Consider the following 24,316-nt stretch of genomic DNA (forward strand, 5'->3'; position numbering starts at 1 on the left):
AAGCCGCATTCTCCACGTCATCCGATACTGGAAACCGAACCTCTCCGAGGAGGCCCGCATGCTGGACATCGCCGAGGAATTGAACCGGTGGGTCGAGCAGGGACGTGACTTCGCCGTCGCCACGGTCGTGGCGGTCGGCGGGAGCGCGCCCCGGCAGCCCGGAGCCGCCCTCGCCGTCGACGGCGAGGGGACGGCCATCGGTTCGGTCTCCGGCGGATGCGTGGAGGGTGCGGTGTACGAACTGTGCCGGCAGGCGCTGGAGGACGGGGAGCCCGTCCTGGAGCGCTTCGGGTACAGCGACGACGATGCCTTCGCCGTGGGTCTGACCTGCGGTGGAATCATCGACATCCTCGTCACCCCGGTCGCCGCGGACTCTCCCGTGCGGGAGGTGTTCGCGGCCGCGCTGGCCGCCGCCGCCCGCGGGGAGGCGGCTGCGGTGGCCCGGATCGCCCAGGGCCCGGCCGAGTTGATGGGTCGCGCGGTGGTCGTCCGGGCCGACGGCTCGCACGAGGGCGGCTTCGGGGGACACCCCGAGCTCGACCGCACCCTCGCCGAGGAGGCCCGCGCCATGCTGGACGCCGGCCGGACCGGCGTGCTGGAGGTCGGCGCGGACGGCCGGCTGTGCGGGGAGCCGCTCAAGGTGCTGGTCGAGTCCAGCGTCCCGCCCCCGCGGATGATCGTCTTCGGTGCCATCGACTTCGCCTCCGCCCTCGTGCGCATCGGCAAGTTCCTCGGCTACCACGTCACCCTGTGTGACGCCCGTCCCGTGTTCGCCACGAAGAACCGTTTCCCCGAGGCGGACGACATCGTGGTCGACTGGCCGCACCGCTACCTGGAGGCCCAGGTCGACGCCGGAACCGTCGACGCCCGGACCGTCCTGTGCGTGCTCACCCACGACGCCAAGTTCGACGTCCCGCTCCTCGAACTGGCCCTGCGACTTCCCGTCGCCTACGTCGGCGCCATGGGCTCCCGCCGCACCCACGAGGACCGCAACAAGCGGCTCCGCGAGGTCGGCGTGAGCGAACTCGAACTCGCCCGCCTGCGCTCCCCGATCGGCCTGGACCTCGGCGCCCGCTCCCCGGAGGAGACCGCGCTGTCCATCGCCGCCGAGATCGTCGCGAACCGGCGCGGCGGCACCGGCGCCGCCCTGACCGGCGCGCGCATCCCGATCCACCACGACGGATCGAACACCGTGGTCGGACGGATAGGCTCCGTCGCTTGAAGAGCGGGCCCCTCCTCGCGGCGGGCAGCCGCACCACCGCCCCGCACGCCGGGCGTGCCCCCGGGAGGCCGTACGGATCCGGCCACTATGGGGTGACCGGTCCGCGATGACCGATTAGTCTCCCGATCATGGTGGACATCCGCGAGGTACCCGAGGCCGAGATCGACCGCGCTCTGGAGCTCGCCTACCTGGTCTTCCACGACCGCCCCGACCACGACCGCCGGGCACTCCACCACGCCCTGCTGACCCGGTGCGCCCGCATCGGCGCCTACGACGGGGACGCACTGGTCGGCTTCATGGCCGCGCACGCCTTCCGGCTCTCGGTGCCCGGGGCCGATCTCGCCTGCCCCGGTGTCACCTTCGTCTGCGTCGCCCCCACGCACCGCCGCCGGGGCGTCCTCACCGCCCTGATGCACGAGCAACTGCGCCGGACCACCGCCGCCGGCGACCCGATCGCCGCCCTGTGGGCCTCCGAGGCCGTCATCTACGGCCGCTTCGGCTACGGCGCCGCCACCCAGGGCGTCACCATCGAGATCGACTCCACCCGCCCCCTGGCCCTGCGCATCGCCCCGGACCGACGCCCGCTGCGCCTGGTCGAACCCGCCGACGTACCGGACCTGGTCGGCCCGTACCACGAGGCCGCCCGCGCCGCCCGGGCCGGCCGGCCGCGCCGCAGCGCGGAGCGCTGGGCCGACGAATGGCTTGGCGAACACGACGAGGAGGACGAGGAGTTGAGCCCGCCCCGGACCATCGTCCTGGGCGCGCCCGGCGAGCCGATCGCCGGGTACGTGCTCTACCGCACCAAGTCCGCCCCGGCGGCGGGCGACGGCCGGCCCCACGGCGTGGGCCTGGTGCGCGTGGACGAACTGGAGGCCGACACCCCGGCGGTCGCCGCGGCCCTGTGGGAGTGCGTGTCCTCCCTCGACCTGACCGGAAAGGTCACCGCCTGGGGCCGCCCGGTCGACGACCCGCTGCTGCACTTCGCCGCCGACCGGGACCAGGTACGGGTCACCGCCCAGTTCCCGGCGCTGTGGCTGCGCCTGGTGGACGTCCCGGCGGCGCTGACCGCCCGGTCGTGGGCCGCGCCGGTGGAACTGGTCCTGGAGCTGTCCGACGCGCGTCTGCCCGCCAACGCGGGTCGGTACCGGCTCAAGGCGGGACCGGACGGAGCCGCCTGCGAGCCCGCCCGGGCCGCACCCGACCTGGTACTGGACGTGCGCGAGCTGGCCGCCTGCTACCTGGGCGGGACCCGGGTCGCCGAGCTGGTCGCCGCCGGGCTGGTGGAGGAACGGGTCCCGGGCGCGGCTGCCGCACTGGACGCGGCGCTGCGGACCGGGCTGCTTGCGCACACCGCCGACGAGTTCTGAGCGGGCGCGCCGGCGGCGGGTGGGGGCGGGCGAGCGGACCGCCCCCGCCCGCCTTGTCAGCGGGGCAGCGAGATCCGGGCGGCGGACATCCCGAAGCCGTCGCTCCAGGCGCCCGCACCCAGGCCGACCGGCAGCTCGTACAGATCCTCCGGCCGGTAACGGGCGATCTTCTCGTGCCAGTTGAGGATGCCCGCGTGCCAGTCCTTGAGCTCGGCGACGTACGCGTCGAGCGCGGCCCGCGCCTCCTCGCCCAACTTCCAGTCGTCGTAGAGCAGCGGCAGCCGGGTCGCGACGATGTGCTCGAACTCCTCGGTCCGCTGCGTCATCAGCGCGTGGCAGATGTGCAGGGCCTCCGGGTAGCCGATGTCGAAGAAGTTCCGGGTGACGAGGATGTGGTTGTGCACCTCGCCCTCGACCTCCACCTCCTTCTGGTAGGAGTAGACGTCGTTGATCATGCAGGCGGCGTCGGCGACGGCGTTCTCCAGCGACCGGATGGTGCCCGAGGCGTAGATCTCGTCGGGGATGCCGCGGTTCTGGTGGCCGAGCCGGCACAGGTACATGGTGAGGTGGGAGCCGAAGGTGTGACGGCGCATCTCCGCGTAGTCCACCGGGTCGGGGATGCGGTTCAGGATCTGGTTCTCCACCTCCCACAGCCAGCTCTCCAACATGCTCACCAGCGTCGCCCGGAACTCCGTGCGCTGCTCGCGCGACATGCCCGCGCTGGTGCGCACCCACAGGTCGCCGAGCCCGCGCTCCATCGCCGTCACCGGCTCCGCCTGCTCCGCGTGGTCGACGGGGATCATGGCGATCAGCCGGGTCGTGGTGGCCTTGGCCGCGCTGAGGTTCTTCGCCTGGGCGAACACCACCGGGTAGTAGTCGTCCCCGTACGTGCCCCAGCTCAGCCAGCACGCGTTGAGGGCCAGGGCCTCCGGGGTGGCGTCGGGGTCGATCCCGGCCGAGCAGACGGCGAAGTCGTAGCCGCGCAGCTTGCGTTCGGACCAGATCGCCGAACCGGGATCGCCCGGCTGCGGGTCCAACATCCCCATCGCCTTGCACCAGGCGACCGACTCCTCGCGGGCGTGTGACAGGTGCGGGCTCAACGACAGCCGGTGCGGCATGTAGATGTCGGGGATGACCGACGGTCCGGTCTTCTCGAAGGGCACGTGGGTGAAGGAGCGGCGGCGCAGGTCCATCGAGCGCCGGGTGAACAGGGACCGGACGTCGAGCGCGGTGGTGCCGAGCCCGTCGGGCATGAAGGGCAGGCTGAGCGGGGTGGTGGCCCGCGCCTCCTTGTTCATGTAGCGGCTGGAGACCATGTGCCACTCGTGGCCCCCGGACTGCCAGTCCTGCAGGCCCTTCGCGTAGGCGAGGACGGCCGCGACCTCCGCCGGGTTCATCGCCCGGTCGACGAAGAGCTGGGGCAGCTCGGACAGGGCGGTCTGCTCGAACTGGTGGAGGCGGGAGGTCAGCAGGTCGTTCGATGCCTCGGCGGCCTCCTGGGTGGAGCATCCGAGGAAGGTCTCCAACACGAGGATGGCGTTGGAGAGTTCGCCCTCGTCGGCGACTTCGCGCTCGTAGGAGAAGATGTCGTTCCTGATGTGCACGGCGTCGGAGAAGGCGTCGCGCAGCACCGCGAGCGGCCGCGAGTGCGCGACGCGCGCCGGGACCTCCGCGGAGACGTACTCGATGAGGCCGGCCGACCAGGGCGCGCCACCCACCTTGCGGCGCATCTCGATGTACTCGAGGGGGTTCGCCACCCGCCCGATGTTGATGTTGGCGAGTTCCCACATCGACTCGTTGAGGAGGTTGCGGGTCGACTCGGAGAACCGTTCCCGCCAGTCCGCCGACATGGCGGGGACCGTCCGCAGCCACAGGTCCTTCAGGCCCGCCTCCACCGGGTTCGTCGCCTCGGGGAATCCGTCGGAGAGGTCCATCGGCATGAAGGCGGCGAGCCGGTCGAGGTAGGCCTGGGCGCCGTCCCGGTCCTGGGAGCGCTTGTACATCTCCAGGAAGTGGTCGTCGAAGAAGAAGACCCACACGTACCAGTCGGTGACCAGGTTCAGCGCGTCGACGTCGCAGTCGGGGTGCGTGTAGGAACACAGCAGGGCGTAGTCGTGCGATTCGAGGTCGCTCTCCTCCCAGACGCCGGACCCCTCCAGCATCTCGAAGTCGCGGGCCCACTGCCTGGTGTGGGCGCGCGCGGCTTCCAGATGGGGGTTCAGTCGTGCCGGATACGGCACATAGAAGTCCGGGAGTTGGAACGGCTGTGTCACGGCGGGGCAGGCCTTTCGGTCCGAGGGTGCGGAGGCCTTCGGCAGCGGCCCCCCGCACGAGATCAGCAGGCCTCTACCCCTGGTGCGGGAGGGACAAGGGGGAGTTCACTGCTTCAGGTGACGGAAGTGACGTTCCGCGACATGGAGGCCCGACGGGGGATAGCGATCCGGTCCGTCGTGTCGAACCTCCGGACCGATGTCCTGTTCATCTAGATTTCCTCCCCTATGTAAATCCCATACGGGAGGAAACGGCGATGTCTGCGATCGATCTGAGCAAGGTGCTGGACAAGGCGTGGGAGGACAAGCCGCTCGCGGACGTCCTCGCGGCGCCGGTGGCGGCCCTGAAGGGCGTCACCGACCGGGACGGCGAACTGCTCCAGGAGGCGTTCGGGGTCAAGACCGTCGCCGACCTCGGTCAACTGAAGTACGCCCGGTGGGCGGCGGCGCTCGTCGCGCTGAACACCACGACCAAGTAGGCGGCCGGTCCGCGGGTCCGGCCGGGCATCGGGCGGGCGTCGGGGCGGGCCGGAAAAGAGCGCGTCCTCCCCGCCCCGACGACGGGCGGGGAGGACGCGCGTCGCTCCGGTGGCACGAGGGCGGGCCGGGGCTTCCCGGCGACCGCCCGGCCCTACTCGGCGTCGCCCTCCAGGTTGCCCTCGGTGTCCAGGTACACCTGGCGCAACTCCTCGAGGATCCGCGCGTCGGGCTTCTCCCACATGCCGCGCGACTCCGCCTCCAGGAGGCGTTCGGCGATGCCGTGCAGGGCCCAGGGGTTGGCCTCCTCCAGGAAGGCGCGGTTCTCCGGGTCCAGGACGTACGTCTCGGTCAGCTTGTCGTACATCCAGTCCGCGACGACGCCCGTCGTGGCGTCGTACCCGAAGAGGTAGTCCACCGTCGCCGCCAGCTCGAAGGCACCCTTGTAGCCGTGGCGACGCATCGCCTCGATCCACTTCGGGTTGACCACCCGGGCGCGGAAGACCCGGGAGGTCTCCTCCACCAGCGTGCGGGTCTTGACTGTCTCCGGGCGGGTGGAGTCCCCGATGTACGCCTCGGGCGCCGTGCCCCGCAGGGCGCGCACGGTGGCGACCATGCCGCCGTGGTACTGGAAGTAGTCGTCCGAGTCCGCGATGTCGTGCTCGCGCGTATCGGTGTTCTTCGCGGCGACGGTGATCCGCTTGTACGCCGTCTCCATCTCGGCGCGCGCCGGACGGCCCTCCAGGCCGCGACCGTACGCGTATCCGCCCCACACCGTGTAGACCTCGGCGAGGTCGGCGTCCGTGCGCCAGTCGCGCGAGTCGATCAGCTGGAGGATGCCGGCGCCGTACGTGCCCGGGCGCGAGCCGAAGATACGGGTCGTCGCGCGCCGCTCGTCGCCGTGCTCGGCCAGGTCGGCCTGGGCGTGGGCCCGGACGAAGTTCCGGTCGGCCGGCTCGTCCAGCGAGGCCGCGAGCCGCACCGCGTCGTCCAGCAGTCCGATGACGTGCGGGAACGCGTCCCGGAAGAAGCCCGAGATGCGCAGGGTGACATCGATGCGCGGCCGGCCCAGCTCGTCGAGCGGGATCGGCTCCAGGCCGGTGACCCGGCGCGAGGCCTCGTCCCAGACCGGACGCACGCCCAGCAGCGCCATGGCCTCCGCCACGTCGTCCCCGGAGGTGCGCATCGCGCTCGTGCCCCACAGCGACAGGCCGACGGACGGCGGCCACTCGCCGTTGTCCGTGCGGTAGCGGTTCAGGAGGGAGTCGGCGAGCGCCTGACCCGTCTCCCACGCCAGCCGCGACGGGACGGCCTTCGGGTCGACGGAGTAGAAGTTCCGACCGGTCGGCAGCACGTTGACCAGGCCGCGCAGCGGCGAGCCGGAGGGGCCCGCCGGGACGAAGGAGCCGTCCAGGGCGCTGACCACGTGGGCGATCTCGTCGGTGGTGCCGGCCAGCCGCGGGACGACCTCGCGGGCCGCGAAGTCCAGCACCGCCGCCACGTCGGCCGAGTGGGCGGCGGCCACCGAGGCCACCGCCTCCGGGGCCCAGCCGGCGTCCTCCATCGCCTGGACCAGCGCGCGGGCCGTCTCCTCCGCCTCGTCGGCGGAGGTGCGGGTGGCCGCGGACTCGTCCAGGCCGAGCGCCTCGCGCAGGCCCGGAAGGGCCGTCGTACCGCCCCAGATCTGGCGGGCGCGCAGGATGGCGAGCACCAGGTTGACCCGGGCCGTACCGGTCGGGGCGCCGCCCAGGACGTGCAGACCGTCGCGGATCTGGGCGTCCTTGACCTCGCACAGCCAGCCGTCGACGTGCAGCAGGAAGTCGTCGAAGCCGTCGTCGTCGGGGCGCGCCTCCAACCCCAGGTCGTGGTCCAGCTTCGCGGCCTGGATCAGGGTCCAGATCTGCGCGCGGATCGCCGGGAGCTTCGCCGGGTCCATCGCCGAGATCTGCGCGTACTCGTCCAGGTGCTGTTCCAGGCGCGCGATGTCGCCGTAGGACTCCGCGCGGGCCATCGGCGGCACCAGGTGGTCGACGAGGGTGGCGTGCACCCGGCGCTTGGCCTGGGTTCCCTCGCCCGGGTCGTTGACCAGGAACGGGTAGATCAGCGGCAGGTCGCCGAGGGCGGCGTCCGGGGCGCAGGACGCGGACAGGCCCGCGTTCTTGCCCGGCAGCCACTCCAGGTTGCCGTGCTTGCCCAGGTGGATCATGGCGTCGGCGCCGAAGCCGCCGTCCTCGGCGCGCGCCTGGATCCAGCGGTACGCGGCCAGGTAGTGGTGCGAGGGCGGCAGGTCCGGGTCGTGGTAGATCGCGATCGGGTTCTCGCCGAAACCGCGCGGCGGCTGGATCAGGATCAGCAGGTTCCCGCGGCGCAGGGCCGCGAGGACGATGTCGCCCTCCGGGTTGGCCGAGCGGTCCACGAACATGTTGCCGGGCGCCTCGCCCCAGTGTTCCTCGACGCTCGCGCGCAGATCGGCCGGGAGGTCCGCGAACCACCGCTTGTAGTCGGCGGCCGGGATGCGGACGGGGTTGCGGGCCAACTGCTCCTCGGTGAGCCAGTCCTGGTCGTGGCCGCCGGCCTCGATCAGGGCGCGGATCAGCTCGTCGCCGTCACCCGAGACCAGGCCCGGGACCTCCTCGACGGGGCCGAAGTCGTAGCCGCCCGCGATCAGCGTGCGGAGCAGTTCCACGGCGCTCGCCGGGGTGTCCAGGCCGACCGCGTTGCCGATGCGGGAGTGCTTCGTCGGGTACGCCGACAACACCAGCGCGATCTTCTTGTCACGGCGCTCGATGTGCCGCAGCCGGGCGTGGCGCACGGCGATCCCCGCGACCCGGGCGGCCCGTTCGGGGTCGGCCACGTAGGCGGGCAGCCCGTCCTCGTCGAGCTCCTTGAAGGAGAACGGGACGGTGATCAGACGGCCGTCGAACTCCGGCACCGCGACCTGCGTCGCCGCGTCGAGCGGGGACAGGCCCTCGTCGTTCTCCTCCCAGGCGCTGCGCGATCCGGTCAGGCACAGGGCCTGGAGGATCGGCACGCCGAGCCCGGCCAGCGCGCCCGCGTCCCAGGACTCGTCGTCACCGCCCGCCGAGGCGGTGGCGGGCTTGGTGCCACCCGCCGCGAGGACGGTGGTGACGACCGCGTCGACGGACTCCAGCTCGGCGATCAGGCCCGGCTCGGGCGTGCGCAGCGAGGAGACGTACAGCGGGAGCGCCTGGGCGCCCTGCGCCTCGACGGCCTCGCACAGGGCGTGCACGAAGGAGGTGTTGCCGCTCATCTGGTGGGCGCGGTAGTAGAGCACCGCGATCCTCGGGCCCTCGGTGCGCTGCGGGGTGCGCTCCAGCGGCCCCCAGGTGGGCGCCGCGGCCGGGGGCTCGAAGCCGTGACCGGTGAGCAGCACGGTGTCGGAGAGGAAGCGGGCGAGCTGGTCCAGGTTGGCGGGGCCGCCGTGCGCGAGGTAACCGTGCGCCTCGGCGGCGATGCCGATCGGGACCGTGGAGGCCTCCATCAGCTGGGCGTCCGGGGCCTGTTCGCCGGTCAGCACCACCACGGGACGGGTCTGGTCCGGGGCCAGCAGCAGATCGAGGCCGTCCTGCCAGGCCCGCAGACCGCCGAGCAGGCGTACGACGACCAGGTCGGCGCCGTCGAGGAGGCCCGGCAGGTCGTCCAGGGGGAGGCGGGAGGGGTTCGCGAACCGGTACGGGACGGGGCCGTCCGCGGCGCGGGCGCTGAGCAGATCGGTGTCGGACGTCGACAGCAGCAGGATCATGCGGCGGCAGCCTTCCTCGGGGTTTCCGCGCCCCGGGCAGTGAGGACAGCGGGAGTTCCTGACTCACCCCGCGGATCGCTCCCCGGGGTTCACAGTGGCGGGACCGCGCCGGAATCTCACCGGGCTTCCTCCCATGTCGCCGTCCTCGGCGACGGCGGGCCGTGCGGTCCGCCGGTGGTCATCTTAGGGGGGCGGCGTGCGCGGCTCCGTTGCCGGGGGCCCTGCCCCGGGGCCCGGGTGTCCCAAACCCCCGCAGGTCGGAAAGTGGCTGGTGGGGGCGGAGAGGACGGTGCCCCCGGGGCGGGACGGCCCCGGCCCCGGGGGTGGCGACGGACACAGGTCGGGGCGCGGCAATCCTGGGTATGCTCGCGGCCATGCCCACGCCCCCCTCCGCCGCATCGCGGGAGAAACCCGTCATACGGGACCGCGGTGACGCCTGCCCCGGCGCGCTGCGGCTGCACGCGGCGGACGACGGCTTCCTGGCCCGGGTGCGGATCCCTGCGGGGCTGCTCACGGCCCCGCAGGCCGAGGCCCTGGCGCTCGCCGCGGACCGCTTCGGGGACGGCCACCTGGAGATCACCTCGCGCGGGAACGTGCAGCTCCGCGGCCTGGCCGAGGACTGCGGGGCGGGCCCCGCCGAGCTGCTGGACGCCGCCGGGCTGCTGCCGGCGCCGGCCCACGAGCGGGTACGGAACATCGTGGCGACCCCCATGTCGGGGCTGGAGGGGCCGCACCGGCCCGACGCGCTCGCCTGGGCCCTGGCCTTCGACCGGCTGCTCTGCGCGAGCGCCGGGGCCACCGCCCTGTCCGGGCGGTTCCTGTTCGCCTTCGACGACGGACGCGGGGACGTCGCCGCCCTCGGCCCCGACGTGACCGTGCTCGGCCGGCCCGACGGACGGGCGCTGATCAGGCTCGGCGTTGCCGCCGACGCCGTCGACGTGGCCGCGCCGGACGCTCCCCGGGCGGCGCTGCTGGCCGCCGCGTACTTCCTCGACACCGCCGCCGCGGCCGGCACCCGCGCCTGGCGCGTGTCCGAACTGCCCCCCGAACACCCCCTGCGGGCATCCGAGTTGGCCCGACGTCTGACGGCCGCCGGGATCGAGGCGGTGGACGCGGGCGCGCCGACCTGGCCGTACGCGGCGCCGCCCGCGCCCGCGGGGCCGGACGCCGACGGCCGAGGCGCCCTGTGCGTCCTGCCCCCGCTGGGCCGGGCGACCACCGCGCAGTGGCGGGTCCTGGTCGAGGTCGCCGAACAGGGGCGCGGAGAGCTGCGCGTCACCCCGTGGCGCGGCGTCGTGCTGCCCCCGGGCGAGATCCCCTGGCCCGCCGCCTCCGTCACGGACCGCATCGAGGGCGCCGGACTGGTCCTCGCCCCCGACGGTCCCTGGCAGTCCGTCACCGCCTGTACCGGACGGCCGGGTTGCGCGAAATCCCTCGCGGACGTGCGCGCCGACGCGCGGGCCGTCGTGGACCGCGCGCGCGGCCCGCTGCCCGTGCACTGGTCGGGCTGCGAGCGCCGCTGCGGGCACCCGCGCGGCACCGCCTGGGTGGACCTGGTCGCCGGCCCGACCGGCTACCGGCTCTCCGCGCCGGGCCGCCCCGCACGGCACCATGTGCCGGGCGCCCCCACCGAACTTGCCGCGGCCCTCGCGGACGCCCGCACCACCCCACCGGCCCCCGACCCCGCAGTGAAGAAATGAGCGAGTGCCCCGTGTTCGAGTACGAGAAGGACGGCGCGGCGATCTACCGCCAGTCCTTTGCCACGATCCGCGCCGAGGCGGACCTCTCCGGGCTGCCCGCCTCGGTCGCCCAGGTCGCGGTGCGCATGATCCACGCCTGCGGGATGACCGACTTGCCCCAGGACCTCGGGTACACCCCGGACGTCGTCCTGCGGGCGCGCGCCGCGCTGGAGGCCGGCGCGCCGATCCTGTGCGACGTACAGATGGTCGCGAGCGGGGTCACCCGCAAGCGGCTGCCCGCCGACAACGAGGTGATCTGTACCCTCTCCGACCCGGCCGTCCCGGAACTCGCCGCGCGGATGGGTACCACGCGCAGCGCCGCCGCCCTCGAAGTCTGGCGTGACCGGGGCCTGTTGGAGGGCTCGGTGATCGCCGTCGGCAACGCCCCGACCGCCCTCTTCCGCCTGCTGGAGATGATCGAGGAGGGCGCGCCGCGCCCGGCCGCCGTCATCGGCGTCCCCGTCGGCTTCATCGGCGCGGCCGAGTCCAAGGACGCGCTCGCCGCCCACCCCTCGGGCCTCGACCACCTCATCGTGCGGGGCCGGCGGGGCGGCAGCGCCATCGCCGCCGCGGCCGTCAACGCCATCGCGAGCGTGGCCGAATGAGCGCCGCCGACGTGACCCCCGGACGGCTCTACGGCGTGGGCCTCGGCCCCGGCGACCCCTCCCTGATGACCCTGCGCGCCGTCGAGGTGATCGCGGAGGCGGACGTCGTCGCTTACCACTCCGCCCGCCACGGCCGCTCGATCGCCCGCTCGATCGCCGCGAAGCACCTGCGCGCCGACCACGTCGAGGAACCGCTGGTCTACCCGGTCACCACCGAGACCACCGACCACCCCGGCGGCTATCAGGGCGCGATGGAGGAGTTCTACGAGGCGTCCGCCGCCCGCCTGGCCGCACACCTCGACGCCGGCCGGACCGTCGCCGTGCTCGCCGAGGGCGACCCGCTCTTCTACGGCTCGTACATGCACATGCACAAGCGCCTCGCGGACCGCTACCCGGCCGAGGTGATCCCCGGCGTGACCTCGGTGAGCGCCGCCGCCGCCCGCCTGGGGACCCCGCTCGTGGAGGGCGAGGAGGTGCTGACGATCCTGCCCGGCACCCTGCCCGAGGAAGAGCTGACCGCCCGGCTCGCCGCCACCGACTCGGCGGTCGTGATGAAGCTCGGCCGCACCTTCCCCGCGGTGCGCCGCGCCATGGAGAGCAGCGGCCGGCTCGCCGAGGCCCGCTACGTCGAGCGCGCCACCATGGCGGGGGAGCGCACGGGCCTGCTCGCCGACACCGACCCCGACAGCGTCCCGTACTTCGCCGTCGCCGTGGTGCCCAGCCGGATCGGCAACCCGGGCAGCGTGCCGTCCGGCCCCGGCGAGGTCGTCGTGGTCGGCACCGGACCGGCCGGCCCGCTGTGGCTGACCGCCGAGACCCGGCGGGTGCTCGCCGACGCCGAGGTGCTGGTCGGGTACACGACCTACCTGGACCGCGTCCCGGTGAAGCCCGGACAGGTCCGGCACGGCTCCGACAACAAGGTGGAGTCGGAGCGCGCCGAGTTCGCCCTGGACCTCGCCCGCCGCGGCAAGCGGGTCGTCGTGGTCTCCGGCGGCGACCCCGGCGTCTTCGCGATGGCCACGGCCGTCCTGGAGGTCGCCGGTCAGGACGCCTACAAGGACGTGCCGGTACGGGTCCTGCCGGGCGTGACCGCCGCCAACGCCGCTGCCGCGGCGGCCGGGGCGCCGCTCGGCCACGACTACGCCACCGTGTCGCTCTCCGACCGGCTCAAGCCGTGGGAGGTCATCGCCGAGCGGCTGCGCGCCGCCGCCGCGGCCGATCTGGTGCTCGCCCTGTACAACCCGGGCTCGCGCAGCCGTACCTGGCAGGTCGCGCGGGCCAGGGAACTCCTGCTGGAACTGCGCTCCCCGCAGACCCCGGTGGTCGTCGCGCGGGACGTCGGCGGCCCGGAGCAGTCGGTGCGGATCGTGACCCTCGCCGAACTGGAGCCGGCCGAGGTGGACATGCGCACGATCCTGCTGATCGGTTCCTCGCAGACCCGGGTCACCGAGCGGGCCGACGGGTCGCGGGTCACCTGGACCCCGCGCCGCTACGCCTGACCGGTCGGACCGGTCGGACCGGTCGACGCGAGAGCCGGGCCCCGGGGCGGTGACGGCCCCGGGACCCGGCCGCTCGGGCGGTTCAGCCGTGGCCGGGCGGGCGGTTCAGGCCCGGAAGTCGGTCAGGCGGGCCAGCGCCGCCTCGACGGAGTCCGCCTCCGGCACCCCCTCGGGCACCGGCGGTCGCCGTACGACCAGCACCGCGATCCCCGCCTCCCGGGCCGCGACGAGCTTGGGCGCGGTGGCGTCGCCGCCGCTGTCCTTGGTCACCAGGACGTCGATCCGGTGCCGGGCCAGCAGCTCCCGCTCGTCGGCGAGGCCGAACGGCCCCCTCGCGAGCAGCACTTCGAGGCGCGGCGGTCGCTCCCCGGCCGGCGGGTCCACCGAACGCACCAGGAACCAGGGCTCGGTGAGGTGTGCGAAGCGGTGCAGGCCCATCCGGCCCGTGGTCAGGAACACCCGGCGGCCCCGCTCCGGGAGCAGGGCGGCCGCCGCGTCGAGGGATTCGACGAACGTCCAGTCGTCGCCGGGCCCCGGGACCCAGCCGGGACGGCGCAACGCGAGCAGCGGTACGCCGGTGAGTTCCGCGGCCCGCGCCGCGTGGAAACTCATCCGCTCCGCGAAGGGGTGGGTGGCGTCCACCAGGTGCGTGACCCGGTGGGCGGTCATCCAGGCCGCCAGGCCCTCGGCGCCGCCGAAGCCGCCGATCCGGGTCCCGCCCGGCGGCAGCACCGGCGCGCCGACCCGGCCGGCCAGGGAGGTCGTCACCCGGAGCGGGGTCCGCTCCAGCGCCTCCGCGAGCCGGCGGGCCTCCGTCGTACCGCCCAGGATCAGCAGGTGACCGCAGTCCCCGTCAGCAGACATGCCGGTCGCGGTCGGCGGAGTACAGGTGGCTGTCGCGGAACTGCTCCGCGCCCAGCGTGCGACCCACCACGATCACCGCGGTGCGTACCAGCCCGGCCGCCTTCACCTGTTCCGCGATGTCGGTCAGCGTGCCGCGCAGGATCAGCTCGTCGGGGCGGCTGGCCATCGCGACCACCGCGACGGGGCACTCGGCCCCGTAGTGCGGCAGCAGTTCCTCGACGACCCGGTCGACGTACCGCGTCGCCAGGTGCAGGACCAGCAGCGCGCCGCTGCGGCCGAGCGTGGCCAGGTCCTCCCCGGGCGGCATCGGCGTGGCCTGCTGGGCGATCCGGGTCAGGATCACGGTCTGCCCGACGGTGGGCACGGTCAACTCCCGCTTCAGCGCGGCGGCCGCGGCGGCGAACGCCGGCACGCCCGGGACCACCTCGTAGGCAATGCCGACCGCGTCGAGGCGCCGCATCTGCTCGGCGACCGCGCTGAAGATCGACGGGTCGCCGGAGTGCAGCCGCGCCACGTCCAGACCCGCCTCGTGCGCCCGGGTGAACTCCGCGACGATCTCGTCCAGGTTGAGCCGGGAGGTGTCGATCAGGCGGGCGTCGGCCGGGCATTCGGCCAGCAGCTCGCGCGGCACCAGGCTGCCCGCGTACAGGCAGACGGGGGCGGCGGCCAGTGTCCGGGCACCGCGCACGGTGATCAGGTCGGCGGCGCCGGGGCCCGCGCCGATGAAGTACACGGTCATGTCTGGTCCTTGTCGTTCTCGTTCTCGGTCGTCCGGTCCGTCGTCGGGTGCGGCTTGGTGACCGACCACTGGGTGACCGCCATGGCCTGCCGCCAGCCCGTGAAGCCGCCGACCGGCACCGCGTGGGCGACGGCCAGCTTGACCAGCTCGCCACCGCGGCGCCGGTGGTGGTCGCCGAGCACGGCCTCCGATTCCAGGGTGACCGTGTTGACCACCAGTCGCCCGCCGGGTGCCAGCGCCGTCCACGCCGCGTCGAGGAGGCCGGGCGCGGTGAGGCCGCCACCGATGAACACCGCGTCGGGGGCGGGCAGTCCGATCAGCGCGTCGGGGGCCGCTCCGAGGACGACCCGCAGGCCGGGCACGCCGAGCGCGGCGGCGTTGCGGGTGATCCGTTCGGCCCGCTCGGGGACGCGTTCCACGGTCACCGCCCGGCAGGTGGGATGGCTGCGCATCCACTCGATGCCGATGGAACCGGAACCGCCGCCGATGTCCCACAGCAGCTCGCCCGGGGCCGGGGCGAGGGCGCACAGGGTCGCGGCCCGCACGTGCCGCTTGGTGAGCTGGCCGTCGTGCTCGTACGCGGTGTCGGGCAGGCCGGGGGTGGTGCCGAGTCGGGGTGTCGGGGAGTCCGGGTCGCGGCGGCAGTCCACGGCCACCACGTTCAACGGGTCGCCCGGCGCCCGGTCCCAGCCGTCCGCGTGGCCCTCGTACGCGTCCTCGTGTTCGGAGCCGAGCCGCTCCAGCACCCGCATGCGGCTCGGGCCGAAGCCCCGCTCCCTCAGCAGTGCGGCGATCTCGCCCGGCGAGCCCGCGCCCGCGCTGAGCACGAGCACCCGCCGGCCCTCGTGCAGGGCGGCGGCGAGCCGGGCCACGGGGCGGCCGACGACGGTGACGACCTCGGTGTCCTCCACCGGCCAGCCGAGCCGGGCGCAGGCGTAGGACACCGAGGAGGGGTGCGGGAGGACGTGCAGGGCGTGCGGGCCGAGTTCCTCGCAGAGGGCGCGGCCGATCCCGTAGAACATGGGGTCGCCGCTGGCCAGCACCGCGATCCGGCGGCCCGCGTGCTCGGCGGTCAGTTTCGGCACCGCGGGGCGCAGTGGGCTGGGCCAGGCGACCCGTTGGCCGGGGCAGGAGTCGGCGGGCAGCAGGTCCAGCTGGCGGGGCCCGCCGATCAGGACCTCGGCGGAGGTCAGCGCGGTCCGGGCGGCGGCGGTGAGTCCGGCCCAGCCGTCGGCGCCGAGGCCGACGACCGTCACGGGGAGGGTGGGAGGTGCGGAGCTCACTGCGTGGACCTCGCGGGAGGGGAAGCGGATGGACCCGCAGCCTACTGGCCTGCGGCTGTGCCCGGTCCCCGGGGTGACGGGGCCCACGTGCGGGCCCCCGAGCCGACCGCCCGGAACGCGGGATGTTACCCTCAGTAACCACTTCGTCGTGAGGGAGTCGAGATGCCCGGCTGGAACGTCAGGAACATCCCCGACCAGAGTGGCCGTACCGCCGTCGTGACCGGCGCCAACAGCGGGATCGGGCTGGTCACCGCCCGCGAGTTGGCCCGCGCCGGGGCCGGGGTCGTCCTGGCCTGCCGCAGCGCGGCCCGGGGCCGGGCCGCAGCGGTACGGCTGCGGACCGAGGTGCCCGGCGCGGACGTGGAGTTCATGCCGCTGGACCTCGCCGACCTCGGCTCCGTGCGGGAGTTCGCCCGAGCCTGGTCGCGGCGCCACGACACCCTGGACCTGCTCGTCAACAACGCCGGCGTGATGGCCCTGCCGTACGGTCGCACCGCTGACGGGTTCGAGGCTCAGTTCGGGATCAACCACCTCGGTCACTTCGCCCTGACCGGGCTGCTCCTGCCCCGAGTCCTCGCCGCCGGCGACGGGGCCAGGATCGTCAACCTCTCCAGCGCGTTCCACGTCCTCGGCGACCTCGACCACGACGATCTGAACGCCGAACGCGGATACCGGCGGTGGATCGCCTACGGCCGCTCGAAGACCGCCAACCTGCTCTTCACCCACGAACTGTCCCGGCGCCTCGCGGCCGCCGGCTCCGGGATCGTCGTGGCCGCCGCCCACCCCGGCTACGCCTCCACCAACCTGCACGTCGGGGCGGCCCCCCGGGCCGGGCGCACCGTCACGTCACGGATCGCCGTCGCCGCGAACGCCGCCGTCAACGCCGTCGGCATCGCCGTCGTCGCGCAGTCCGCCGAGGCCGGCGCGCTGCCCACCCTGTACGCGGCCACCGCCCCCGGGGTCCGGCCCGACGCGTTCATCGGACCGCGGCTCGGCTGGCGCGGGGCGCCCGTCCGGTCCTGGCGGGCCAAGTGGACCCTCGACGACGCGTCGGGGGAGCGGCTGTGGAGCGCCTCCGAGAAGCTGACCGGGGTGCCCTGTCCGGTGCCGGCGCGCTGAACGGCCGATGCCTCGGGGGCGGAGGGCGGACACTCGCCCCCTCGGGCTCTTGACGCCCGCCGGATCCGCCGTCACGGGCACCCGGAAGTGAGCCCGTCCGCCCCCGGGACGCCTCCGGGCGCCCCGGGCGGGCACCGAACGGGGCCCCGCCGTCCCGGACACTCGGCGGCATGGACGACGACGCTGCGGACAACCACCCAGGACCCGGGCTCCCCCCGAGGCGCAGGCGCACCCGGAGCGGATCCCGGGAGCCGCCTCAGGGGGATCCGGTCGCCCGCGCGTAGAGGGCGCGGGTGCCGTCGTCGAACCGACTGCTGTACGAGGTCCTCTCGTCGCCGCCGCCGTCACGGCCGCCGACCACCCCGATCAGGGTGGGGCCTTCGGCCAGGATCGGGCCGCCGCTGGTTCCGTTCGGTACGCCCGCGCAGTCCAGCCGCAACTGCGCGGGCCCTTCCGCGCGGGCCGTGTTGTAGCACTCCACCGGCCGTTCGGCGTCATTCGGATAGCCCACCACCCGTGCGGGCAGGGGCAGTTCGGGCCGGAACCGGATCGCGGGCGCGCCGGTGACGTCCTCCAGCCGCTCCCCGGGGTGTCCGGGGCGGCGCACCCGGACGAAGGCCACGTCGTGATCGGGATCGGCGGACTCCGTCCAGCGGGAGTCCACGTCGATCCGGGTGGGCACCCAGACGCCGTACGGGGCCACGCCGTCCCGGTAGCCCGGAACGAAGGCGAGGTTGGTGCGGAAGCCGCCCTGGTACACGCAGTGGGCGGCGGTGACGAGGAGATCCCCGTCGGGGGAGTGCACCACGCCGGCGGAGCAGTGGTGGTCGCCGTCCCAGTCGCCGCCGGGGGAGAACAGCGCGCCGATCGCGGGCTCGGGCGCCGTGCTCCGGGCCTCCAGGGGCGAGGAGGGGCGCCAGTCGCCCTCCCGCCGCGACCGCACCGCCGTCGTGGACCCGGCGGGCTCGGCGGTCGCCCCGGAACCGGCGGGGTCCGGGGTGTCGTCGCGCGGTGCCTCGACCTCCACCACGAGGCCGTCCAGGACCGCCGAGGCCGTCCGGTCGGCGCGCTCCGGATCCTGGAGGTAGGTGCCCTGTGCCGGGTCCCCGTCCGCGAGGTGCGCGGCGGCGGCGCGCAGTTCCCACACGACCCAGGAACCGGCTCCCAGCAGGGCGAGAACGATCCCGAGCAGCACGACGCGGACGCGTCTCCGCCCGCCCCCCGTCTTGCCGACCATGTGGCGCTCCCGCTCCCGTTCCCGAAGATCCTTCGACGTCCCGTCCGACGGGTGCGAGCTGGCGAGGGTTCCCGAGAGGGCACGTGTCCGTCCTCACAGCCCGTGCACGGTCGGGGTGACGGCCCCGCTACCCTTGTTGCGAACCATTCGCAACAAGGGTTGAAGGTGTCGTCGTGGGATCTCCGCTGGTGCTCGGCATCGAATCGTCCTGCGACGAGACGGGCGCGGGAATCGTGCGCGACGGAAAGCTCCTCGCGCACGTCGTCGCCTCCAGCATGGACGAACACGCCCGCTTCGGCGGAGTGGTGCCCGAGATCGCGGCCCGCGCCCACCTGCACGCCTTCAACCCGGTCGTCCGCCAGGCCCTCGACCAGGCCGGCCTGCGGATGTCGCAGCTCGACGCCATCGCCGTCACCACCGGGCCCGGCCTCTCCGGCGCGCTCCAGGTCGGGCTCGCCGGCGCCAAGACCCTCGCCTACGCCCTCGACCTGCCGCTGTACGGGGTCCACCACCTGGCCGGACACGTCGCCGCCGACACCCTGGAGCACGGGCCGCTGCCCGAACCCTGCATGGTCCTGATCGTCTCGGGCGGCCACACCTCGCTGCTGCTGGTCCGCGACCTCGTGCGCGAACCGATCCTGCACCTCGGGGACACCCTCGACGACGCGGCCGGCGAGTGCTTCGACAAGGTCGCACGAGTCCTCGGCCTGCCCTACCCGGGCGGACCGGCCATCGACCGGGCCGCACGGGGCGGCGACCCGAAGGCCGTCGCCTTCCCCCGCCCGCTCACCGGCGGACCCCGCGCCGGAGACCCGTACGCCTACTCCTTCTCCTTCTCGGGGCTCAAGACCGCCGCCGCCCGCTGGGCCGAGGGCCATCGGCTGCGCGGCCAGGAGCCGCCGGTCGCCGACGGCGCGGCCTCGCTCCAGGAGGCGGTTGCCGACGTGCTGACCCGCAAGGCGGTCGCGGCCTGCAAGGAGTACGGGGTCCGAACCCTGGTGGTGGTCGGCGGAGTGGCCGCCAACTCCCGCGTGCGCGACCTCGCGGAGCGACGCTGCGCCTCCGCCGGGATCGAACTGCGGGTTCCACCGATGACCCTGTGCACCGACAACGGCGCGATGATCGCGGCCATCGGAGACCTGCTGGTCCGCGCGGGCACGGAGCCGGCGCCGTACGAGTTGACGATCGACCCGTCGGCGCCGCTGGAGTTCGCCGCACTCAACCCGCGGGCGGCCGTCGGGGCGGCGTGAGCGTCGCACCGGCGACCGGCCGGGACGTCGCCGCGCCGACCCCGCCCGCCCGGGCCGGGTCCCCCGCCGGCTCCGCGCGCCCCGTGTTCAGCGCCAGCGCCGCCCGGTGGCCCTCGGGGACCCGTACGTCGGTCAACGTCCACCCCGGCAGCCGCGCCGGCTCCGGCCCCGACCCCACGTAGTCCGCGGCCGGGTTCTCCGACAACCCCACCCCGAGGCCCTTGAGGTAGGCCTCCTTGCGGGTCCACACCCGGGTGAAGGCGCGGGCGCGTTCAGCGGCCGGGAGGGCGGCCAGCTCCGCCGCCTCCCTCGGATGCAGCACGTCCGCCGTGTCGGCGATCACGTCGGGCCGCACCACCTCCTCCACGTCCACGCCGACGGGCGCGGAGGCGAAGGCCAACAGGCTGATGCCGGTGCAGTGCGAGAGCGAGAAGTGCAGAGTCCCGCCCGGGAGCACGGGACGCCCGTGCGGCTCCGCGCAGTGCGAGCAGGGCGCCCGCTCGACGACCACCTCGCGCGGGGCCGCCCCCAGGTAGGCGCCGAGCAGTCGGCGCAACGCCACGTGCGCGCAGACGTACGCGTCCCGGTCGGCGGCCCGCGCGAACTCCGCGGCCCGCGCCAACTCCTGGGCGTCCAGGGTCCCCGGGGCGTGCCGGGCCGCGTGCGCCCGGTACGCGGTGGTGTCCACGAGCCACAGCTGCGGGGTCGCGGCCACCAGCGCGGCCCGCCCCGGCCCCGGGTCCGACAGCGCCTCCGGGACCAGGAGCCGCCCGGGGGCCCGGCCGCGGGCCGGGATGGCGAGGGATGTCACGGGCCCCCCTCACACCGCGGCCGGTACGGGCGGCTCCACCGGCGCCGGCTCCTCGGCCCGGGACGGTTGGCGCAGGGCCATCACCGCCGCGAAGGGGGAGACGAACGCGATGGCGCCGCACAGCAGCCAGGTGCTCTGGACACCGAGGACCAGCGAGAGCGAGCTGAAGACGGCGATGGAGACGGGCGCGGTGCCGATCCCGGCGAGCGAGAGCGTGGACATCGCGGCGCCCATCCGGTCCTCGGGGGCGGACTGTTGGTACAGGGTGACGATGGCCGGGCCGTTCAGCCCGGACAGCAGCCCGACCCCGGCGGCGACGGCGGTCAGCGAGACCACCGACGGCATCAGCGCCATGACGAGGATGCCGGCGGCCAGGCCGGCGCCCGTCACGACGAGCCGCACGAACATCGGGATGCGGTGCGCGAACGCCGCCCCCACCGCGCTGGAGCCGAGGGCCCCCACGCTGAACGCCGCCAGGACCACGCCGACCGCGCCGACGCCCCAGCCCCGCTCGGACACCAGCAGGGGCAGCGCCACCTCTGCCGGCCAACTGAACGCCATGTCCAGGCACAGCGCCGCGACGAACATCCAGCGCAGCCTCGGATGCCGGGCCAGCAGCCGGAAACCGTCCCCGGACCGCTTCACCAGGGAGACCCCGGGCTCCGGCTCCGGCCGGACGAACCCGTGGGTGACGTGCAGCAGGCAGCCGAGCCAGATCGCGCCGGTGAGCGCCCCGACCAGCATCGCCACCCACAGCTCCCCGACGGTGATCAGGAACGCGCCGGCCGGGGCGCCGAGGATCGGTGCGACCCGCAGGACCATGGCGTACAGGGAGTTGGCGCGGGCCAGTTGGTCGCCGCGGGCGAACAGGGGCAGCAGCACCCCGGACGCCGGTCCGGCCAGCCCGAGCAGCACGCCCTCGACCAGGGCGATCACCACCAGGGGCCACAGCTGTCCGGTGTTCGCGGTGACCACGGCGCCGACGCCGAGCAACACGACCCGGGCGGCGGTGGTGCGCAGCAGGACGAAGCGCGGACCGAGGGTGTCGGCGACCGCCCCGCCGAAGATCAGCATGAGGGCGCGGGGCACGGTCGCGGCGAGCATCAACTGCGTCACGGCGCGGGTCCCGCCGATCTGTACGGCGGTCCAGTTCATGGCGATCAGCAGGGCGAAGCTGCCCAGTTGGACGGCGGCCTGGCCGCCGACGAGGCTGCCGACGCGACCCCACTGGACCTTCGCGGGGTCGGGTCGTTCGGTGTCGGGGCGTGCGGGGGTGTCCATCAGGTGCACCTGTTCCGTGTGGAAGGCGAGGAGAGCGGGGAGGGCGGGGACGCGGCGAGCGACGGGGAGGGGCGGACGGGGGCGGGGGTCAGACCGTGCGCAGCGCGGCCCGGACGGCGTGCTCCGCCGCGCGGGCCCGGGCGGACGGGCCGGGCGAGCCGAAGCTCCGCAGTTCCAGGTGCCCGCCGAGGTGGCCGAGGCCGGCCCCGGTCAGGACCCGGGAGGCGGCGGCCCCGGCCGCGCCACCGCCGGCGGTGGGGGTGACCGTCACCCCGGGCAGCTCGGAGAGCCGGAACCGGGCCCGGGCGAAGCCGGGCCGACGTCGGCGGCCCGGACAACCGGGCGGCGCGGACCGGCCGCCGCGCCGGCCCCGCCTCACGACGGCCCACCCACCGCGGCCGACGCGGCCGGATGCGTCGTGGCGGACGCGGCCCGGTCGGGGAACGGCGTGGCGGGCGCGGGCGCGCCGGGACCGTCCGGAGCCCACAGGTCGGCCGGGTCGAGGTCGCCGACGTGGTACTTGCCGAGTGCGCTGACCAGCAGCCGCGTCTCCAGGGCCAGCGCCTCGACCAGCCGGACCAGGCCCGCGCGGGGGTCCTCGTCCACGGCGAGCAGCGCCGCGCGGCCCAGGCCCACCGCCCTCGCGCCCAGGGCGAGCACCCGCACCGCGCGACCGCCCTCCCAGATCCGGCCCGAGGCGAGCAGGTCCCCGGCCGGGGGACCGACGCGGCGCAGGCACTCTTCGAGGGGCAGGCCGACGCCGTCCAGGAAGGCTCGCGGCGCCCAGCCGGTGCCGCCCTCCGCGCCGTCCACCGTGACGGCGTCGGCGCCCGCCGTCCAGGCGACGGCGGCGGCCCGGCCCACGTCCCGGCCCGGGTGGAACTTCACCCAGGTCCGGGCCAGCGGGAAGTTGTTCCGCATGAACCTCAGTTGCCGCAGGACGATCTCCTCGGTGAACGTGCCGGGGGTCGCGCAGCGCAGCCGCCGGCCGGGATCGCCCAACAGATCCCGCACCGCGAACTGTTCGGCCAGCCGCTCGGCATCGGCCGCCCCGACCACGGTCATCCCGCCGAGCCCCGGCTTCGCGCCCTGGCCCACCTTCAGCTCGAACCCGAGCCGGCCGGAGTCCCGCAGGGCGCGCGTACCCGGGTCGCTGTACAGCAGGTTCCACACCTCGGAGTCGGCGTCCTCGGTCGACTGCTGCACCACCACCCCGCCGACCCCGTCGGCGACCGCCTCGGCGTACGCCGCCACCCGCTCCAGCAGCGCCGAACGCGTGCCGTAGCCGTGGACCGGCACCATGTTCTCCCCGATCACCATGGGGATGCCGAGCCGCGCGGCCTGCCGGCCCGCGGCCACGCCGAGGTCCCCGTTGCCCGCCCGGGTCGAACCGAACGCCGAGAGGTAGAGCGGGAGCCGCGAGGCGAACCCGCCGACCCGGGTGCGCAGGTCCACGTCCTCGTACGAAGGCTCCCTGCCCAGGTCGATCAGCTTCTCCAGCCGCCTCGGCATGAACACCGGCGGAACGAGCCGCAAGGCGTCCAGGCCGTCCCGCTCGACGGGGGAGGCGGCTCCGAAGAGCCGGGACCCGTACCCGTCCGCCGCCGGGAACACCTCGGCCGTCCCGGCCCGCGCCCGGGCCCGTACCGCCTCCTCGGGGAACCCGGGGGCGCTCAGCCCGCTCACGGCGCGATCACCCCGGGCAGCTTCGGGTACGCGCTGACCTGCCACAGCGCGTCCAGTCCGGTCAGGAACCGGACCAGGCGTTGCAGCCCCATTCCGAAACCGGCGCTCGGCTCGATGCCCTCGCGGGCCAGGTCCAGGTACCAGGCGTACTTGGCGGGGTTCTCCCCGCTCTCCCGCATCCGGGTCACGATCGTCGCGTACGCGGACTCGCGCTCGCTGCCGCTGACCAGCTCGCCGAAGCCGCCGTGCGCGATCAGGTCGAAGTTGCGGAGCACACCGGGCCGTTCGGGGTCCTCGCGATCGTAGAACCCGCGCGAACCCTTGGGGTAGTCGTCGACGAAGAACGGGCGGTCGGCCTCCAGCGAGAGCACCTTCTCGCCCGCCCAGTCGATCTCGGCGTCCGGGCTCTGCGGGTGGCCCCGCCCGATCAGCGCGGCCACCGCCTCCTCGTGGGTACGGGTGTCGAACTTTCCCTGCCGCAGCTCGGCGAAGTCCAGCTCGTCCCGGCCCAGTTCGCGCAGCACCTGCGGTACGGCCGTCCACACGTGCTCCACCACGTGCGTCAGCAGCCCGGCGGCGAGCTCCTGCGCGTCGCGGCGCGTACCGCCCGCCAACTCCACGTCGATCTGGTGGAACTCCACCAGGTGTCGGCCGGTGGACGCCGTCTCCGGAGGCTCCACGCGGACGTTCGGAGCGATGTAGAACAGCCGGGGGAAGCCCTTCAGCGAGGCCTGCTTGTAGAGGATCGCGCTCGTCATGAGCTTGTACGGCCGGCCGTAGTAGTCCACGTCCAGCGCCTTCGCGCCCCGACCGCCCGGGTCCGTCACCGGACCCACCAGCGGCGGGAGCAGCTCGACGAACCCTCTGCCGCGCAGGAACTCCCGGGCCGCGAAGAGGACTTCCTGTTGCACCAGCATCGCCGACCGCAGCTCGGGGGAGCGCAGGTGCTCGCCGAGCGGCGGCGGGGCCGGGGTCGGGGTCGGGGTCGGGGTCGGGGGCAACGTCCCCGTCGTCTCCGCGGTGTCTTTCGCGGGTTCCGTTCCGTGCGTGGTTTCCATGGTGTCGACTCCTGTCTCGTGTCCGTGTCTGCTCGAACCGGCCGCG

The 24,316-nt window shown here is 74.4% G+C and carries 19 protein-coding genes and 1 riboswitch; of the genes, 8 read left to right on the forward strand and 11 right to left on the reverse strand.

Translation table 11 applies throughout. The features are described from left to right. Positions 1-58: 58 nt before the first annotated feature. The gene (locus tag ACQEVM_RS10415; RefSeq protein ID WP_433077201.1) at positions 59-1,222 is read left to right on the forward strand and encodes an XdhC family protein; all 1,164 of its coding nucleotides are present in this window, start codon (positions 59-61) and stop codon (positions 1,220-1,222) included. A 128-nt stretch (positions 1,223-1,350) separates the two neighbouring features. Further along, the gene (locus ACQEVM_RS10420; RefSeq protein ID WP_433077203.1) at positions 1,351-2,589 is read left to right on the forward strand and encodes a GNAT family N-acetyltransferase; all 1,239 of its coding nucleotides are present in this window, start codon (positions 1,351-1,353) and stop codon (positions 2,587-2,589) included. Between the two features lie 56 nt (positions 2,590-2,645). Here ACQEVM_RS10420 and ACQEVM_RS10425 read toward each other — a convergent pair whose 3' ends face one another. Next, on the reverse strand, positions 2,646-4,862 hold the full coding sequence (locus ACQEVM_RS10425; protein WP_433077205.1) for a terpene synthase family protein: 2,217 nt from the start codon (positions 4,860-4,862) through the stop codon (positions 2,646-2,648). Between the two features lie 254 nt (positions 4,863-5,116). Here ACQEVM_RS10425 and ACQEVM_RS10430 point away from each other — a divergent pair, with 254 nt between their 5' ends. Beyond that, positions 5,117-5,338 carry a hypothetical protein gene (locus ACQEVM_RS10430; protein WP_433077207.1) on the forward strand — a complete coding sequence of 74 codons (222 nt, stop codon included), beginning with the start codon at positions 5,117-5,119 and terminating at the stop codon, positions 5,336-5,338. A gap of 152 nt (positions 5,339-5,490) precedes the next feature. Here the strand turns inward: ACQEVM_RS10430 and cobN are convergent, their stop codons facing one another. After that, positions 5,491-9,099, reverse strand: a complete 3,609-nt coding sequence (gene cobN / locus ACQEVM_RS10435; protein ID WP_433077209.1) for a cobaltochelatase subunit CobN — start codon at positions 9,097-9,099, stop codon at positions 5,491-5,493. A 52-nt stretch (positions 9,100-9,151) separates the two neighbouring features. Beyond that, a riboswitch (cobalamin riboswitch) is annotated at positions 9,152-9,251 on the reverse strand. Between the two features lie 222 nt (positions 9,252-9,473). Here cobN and ACQEVM_RS10440 point away from each other — a divergent pair. From ACQEVM_RS10440 to ACQEVM_RS10450, 3 genes are read left to right on the forward strand one after another with little or no spacing between them, the layout of a single operon-like run. Then, complete coding sequence (locus tag ACQEVM_RS10440) at positions 9,474-10,799, forward strand: cobalamin biosynthesis protein CobG (protein WP_433077211.1); 1,326 nt, start codon at positions 9,474-9,476, stop codon at positions 10,797-10,799. Further along, complete coding sequence (locus ACQEVM_RS10445; RefSeq protein WP_267795996.1) at positions 10,796-11,443, forward strand: precorrin-8X methylmutase; 648 nt, start codon at positions 10,796-10,798, stop codon at positions 11,441-11,443. Before ACQEVM_RS10440 ends, ACQEVM_RS10445 begins: the two co-directional genes overlap by 4 nt. After that, positions 11,440-12,942, forward strand: a complete 1,503-nt coding sequence (locus ACQEVM_RS10450) for a precorrin-2 C(20)-methyltransferase (protein WP_433077214.1) — start codon at positions 11,440-11,442, stop codon at positions 12,940-12,942. Before ACQEVM_RS10445 ends, ACQEVM_RS10450 begins: the two co-directional genes overlap by 4 nt. A 105-nt stretch (positions 12,943-13,047) precedes the next feature. Here ACQEVM_RS10450 and ACQEVM_RS10455 read toward each other — a convergent pair whose 3' ends face one another. From ACQEVM_RS10455 to cbiE, 3 genes are read right to left on the reverse strand one after another with little or no spacing between them, the layout of a single operon-like run. Further along, positions 13,048-13,806 (reverse strand): cobalt-precorrin-6A reductase, encoded by a 759-nt coding sequence (locus ACQEVM_RS10455; protein WP_433077216.1) that lies wholly within the window; start codon positions 13,804-13,806, stop codon positions 13,048-13,050. After that, on the reverse strand, positions 13,796-14,545 hold the full coding sequence (cobM, locus tag ACQEVM_RS10460; RefSeq protein ID WP_433077218.1) for a precorrin-4 C(11)-methyltransferase: 750 nt from the start codon (positions 14,543-14,545) through the stop codon (positions 13,796-13,798). The genes ACQEVM_RS10455 and cobM overlap by 11 nt, the downstream gene beginning before the upstream one ends. Further along, positions 14,542-15,828 (reverse strand): precorrin-6y C5,15-methyltransferase (decarboxylating) subunit CbiE, encoded by a 1,287-nt coding sequence (cbiE, locus tag ACQEVM_RS10465; protein WP_433077220.1) that lies wholly within the window; start codon positions 15,826-15,828, stop codon positions 14,542-14,544. The genes cobM and cbiE overlap by 4 nt, the downstream gene beginning before the upstream one ends. Positions 15,829-15,990: 162 nt before the next feature. Here cbiE and ACQEVM_RS10470 point away from each other — a divergent pair, with 162 nt between their 5' ends. Continuing rightward, positions 15,991-16,947 (forward strand): oxidoreductase, encoded by a 957-nt coding sequence (locus ACQEVM_RS10470; RefSeq protein ID WP_433077222.1) that lies wholly within the window; start codon positions 15,991-15,993, stop codon positions 16,945-16,947. 256 nt (positions 16,948-17,203) lie between these two features. Here ACQEVM_RS10470 and ACQEVM_RS10475 read toward each other — a convergent pair whose 3' ends face one another. Further along, positions 17,204-18,184: a trypsin-like serine peptidase gene (locus ACQEVM_RS10475; protein ID WP_433077224.1), complete on the reverse strand. Its 981-nt coding sequence runs from the start codon at positions 18,182-18,184 to the stop codon at positions 17,204-17,206. Positions 18,185-18,357: 173 nt separating this feature from the next. Between ACQEVM_RS10475 and tsaD the strand changes: the two genes are divergently transcribed. Next, the gene (tsaD, locus tag ACQEVM_RS10480) at positions 18,358-19,434 is read left to right on the forward strand and encodes a tRNA (adenosine(37)-N6)-threonylcarbamoyltransferase complex transferase subunit TsaD (protein ID WP_433077226.1); all 1,077 of its coding nucleotides are present in this window, start codon (positions 18,358-18,360) and stop codon (positions 19,432-19,434) included. Here the strand turns inward: tsaD and ACQEVM_RS10485 are convergent. From ACQEVM_RS10485 to ACQEVM_RS10505, 5 genes are all read right to left on the reverse strand, one after another. After that, positions 19,403-20,245: a 4'-phosphopantetheinyl transferase family protein gene (locus ACQEVM_RS10485; protein ID WP_433077227.1), complete on the reverse strand. Its 843-nt coding sequence runs from the start codon at positions 20,243-20,245 to the stop codon at positions 19,403-19,405. The two genes, tsaD and ACQEVM_RS10485, sit on opposite strands and share 32 nt — an antisense overlap. Before the next feature lie 9 nt (positions 20,246-20,254). Beyond that, positions 20,255-21,526 carry an MFS transporter gene (locus tag ACQEVM_RS10490; protein WP_433077229.1) on the reverse strand — a complete coding sequence of 424 codons (1,272 nt, stop codon included), beginning with the start codon at positions 21,524-21,526 and terminating at the stop codon, positions 20,255-20,257. Between the two features lie 88 nt (positions 21,527-21,614). Continuing rightward, entirely contained in the window at positions 21,615-21,797 is a 183-nt protein-coding gene (locus ACQEVM_RS10495; protein WP_433077231.1) for a hypothetical protein, read from the reverse strand. Between the two features lie 104 nt (positions 21,798-21,901). Continuing rightward, positions 21,902-23,212 carry a glutamate synthase-related protein gene (locus ACQEVM_RS10500; RefSeq protein ID WP_433077233.1) on the reverse strand — a complete coding sequence of 437 codons (1,311 nt, stop codon included), beginning with the start codon at positions 23,210-23,212 and terminating at the stop codon, positions 21,902-21,904. Continuing rightward, complete coding sequence (locus ACQEVM_RS10505; protein ID WP_433077235.1) at positions 23,209-24,270, reverse strand: asparagine synthetase A; 1,062 nt, start codon at positions 24,268-24,270, stop codon at positions 23,209-23,211. The genes ACQEVM_RS10500 and ACQEVM_RS10505 overlap by 4 nt, the downstream gene beginning before the upstream one ends. Positions 24,271-24,316: the final 46 nt, after the last annotated feature.

The sequence above is a fragment of the Streptomyces sp. CA-243310 genome, from assembly GCF_050936775.1.
GTDB lineage: Bacteria > Actinomycetota > Actinomycetes > Streptomycetales > Streptomycetaceae > Streptomyces.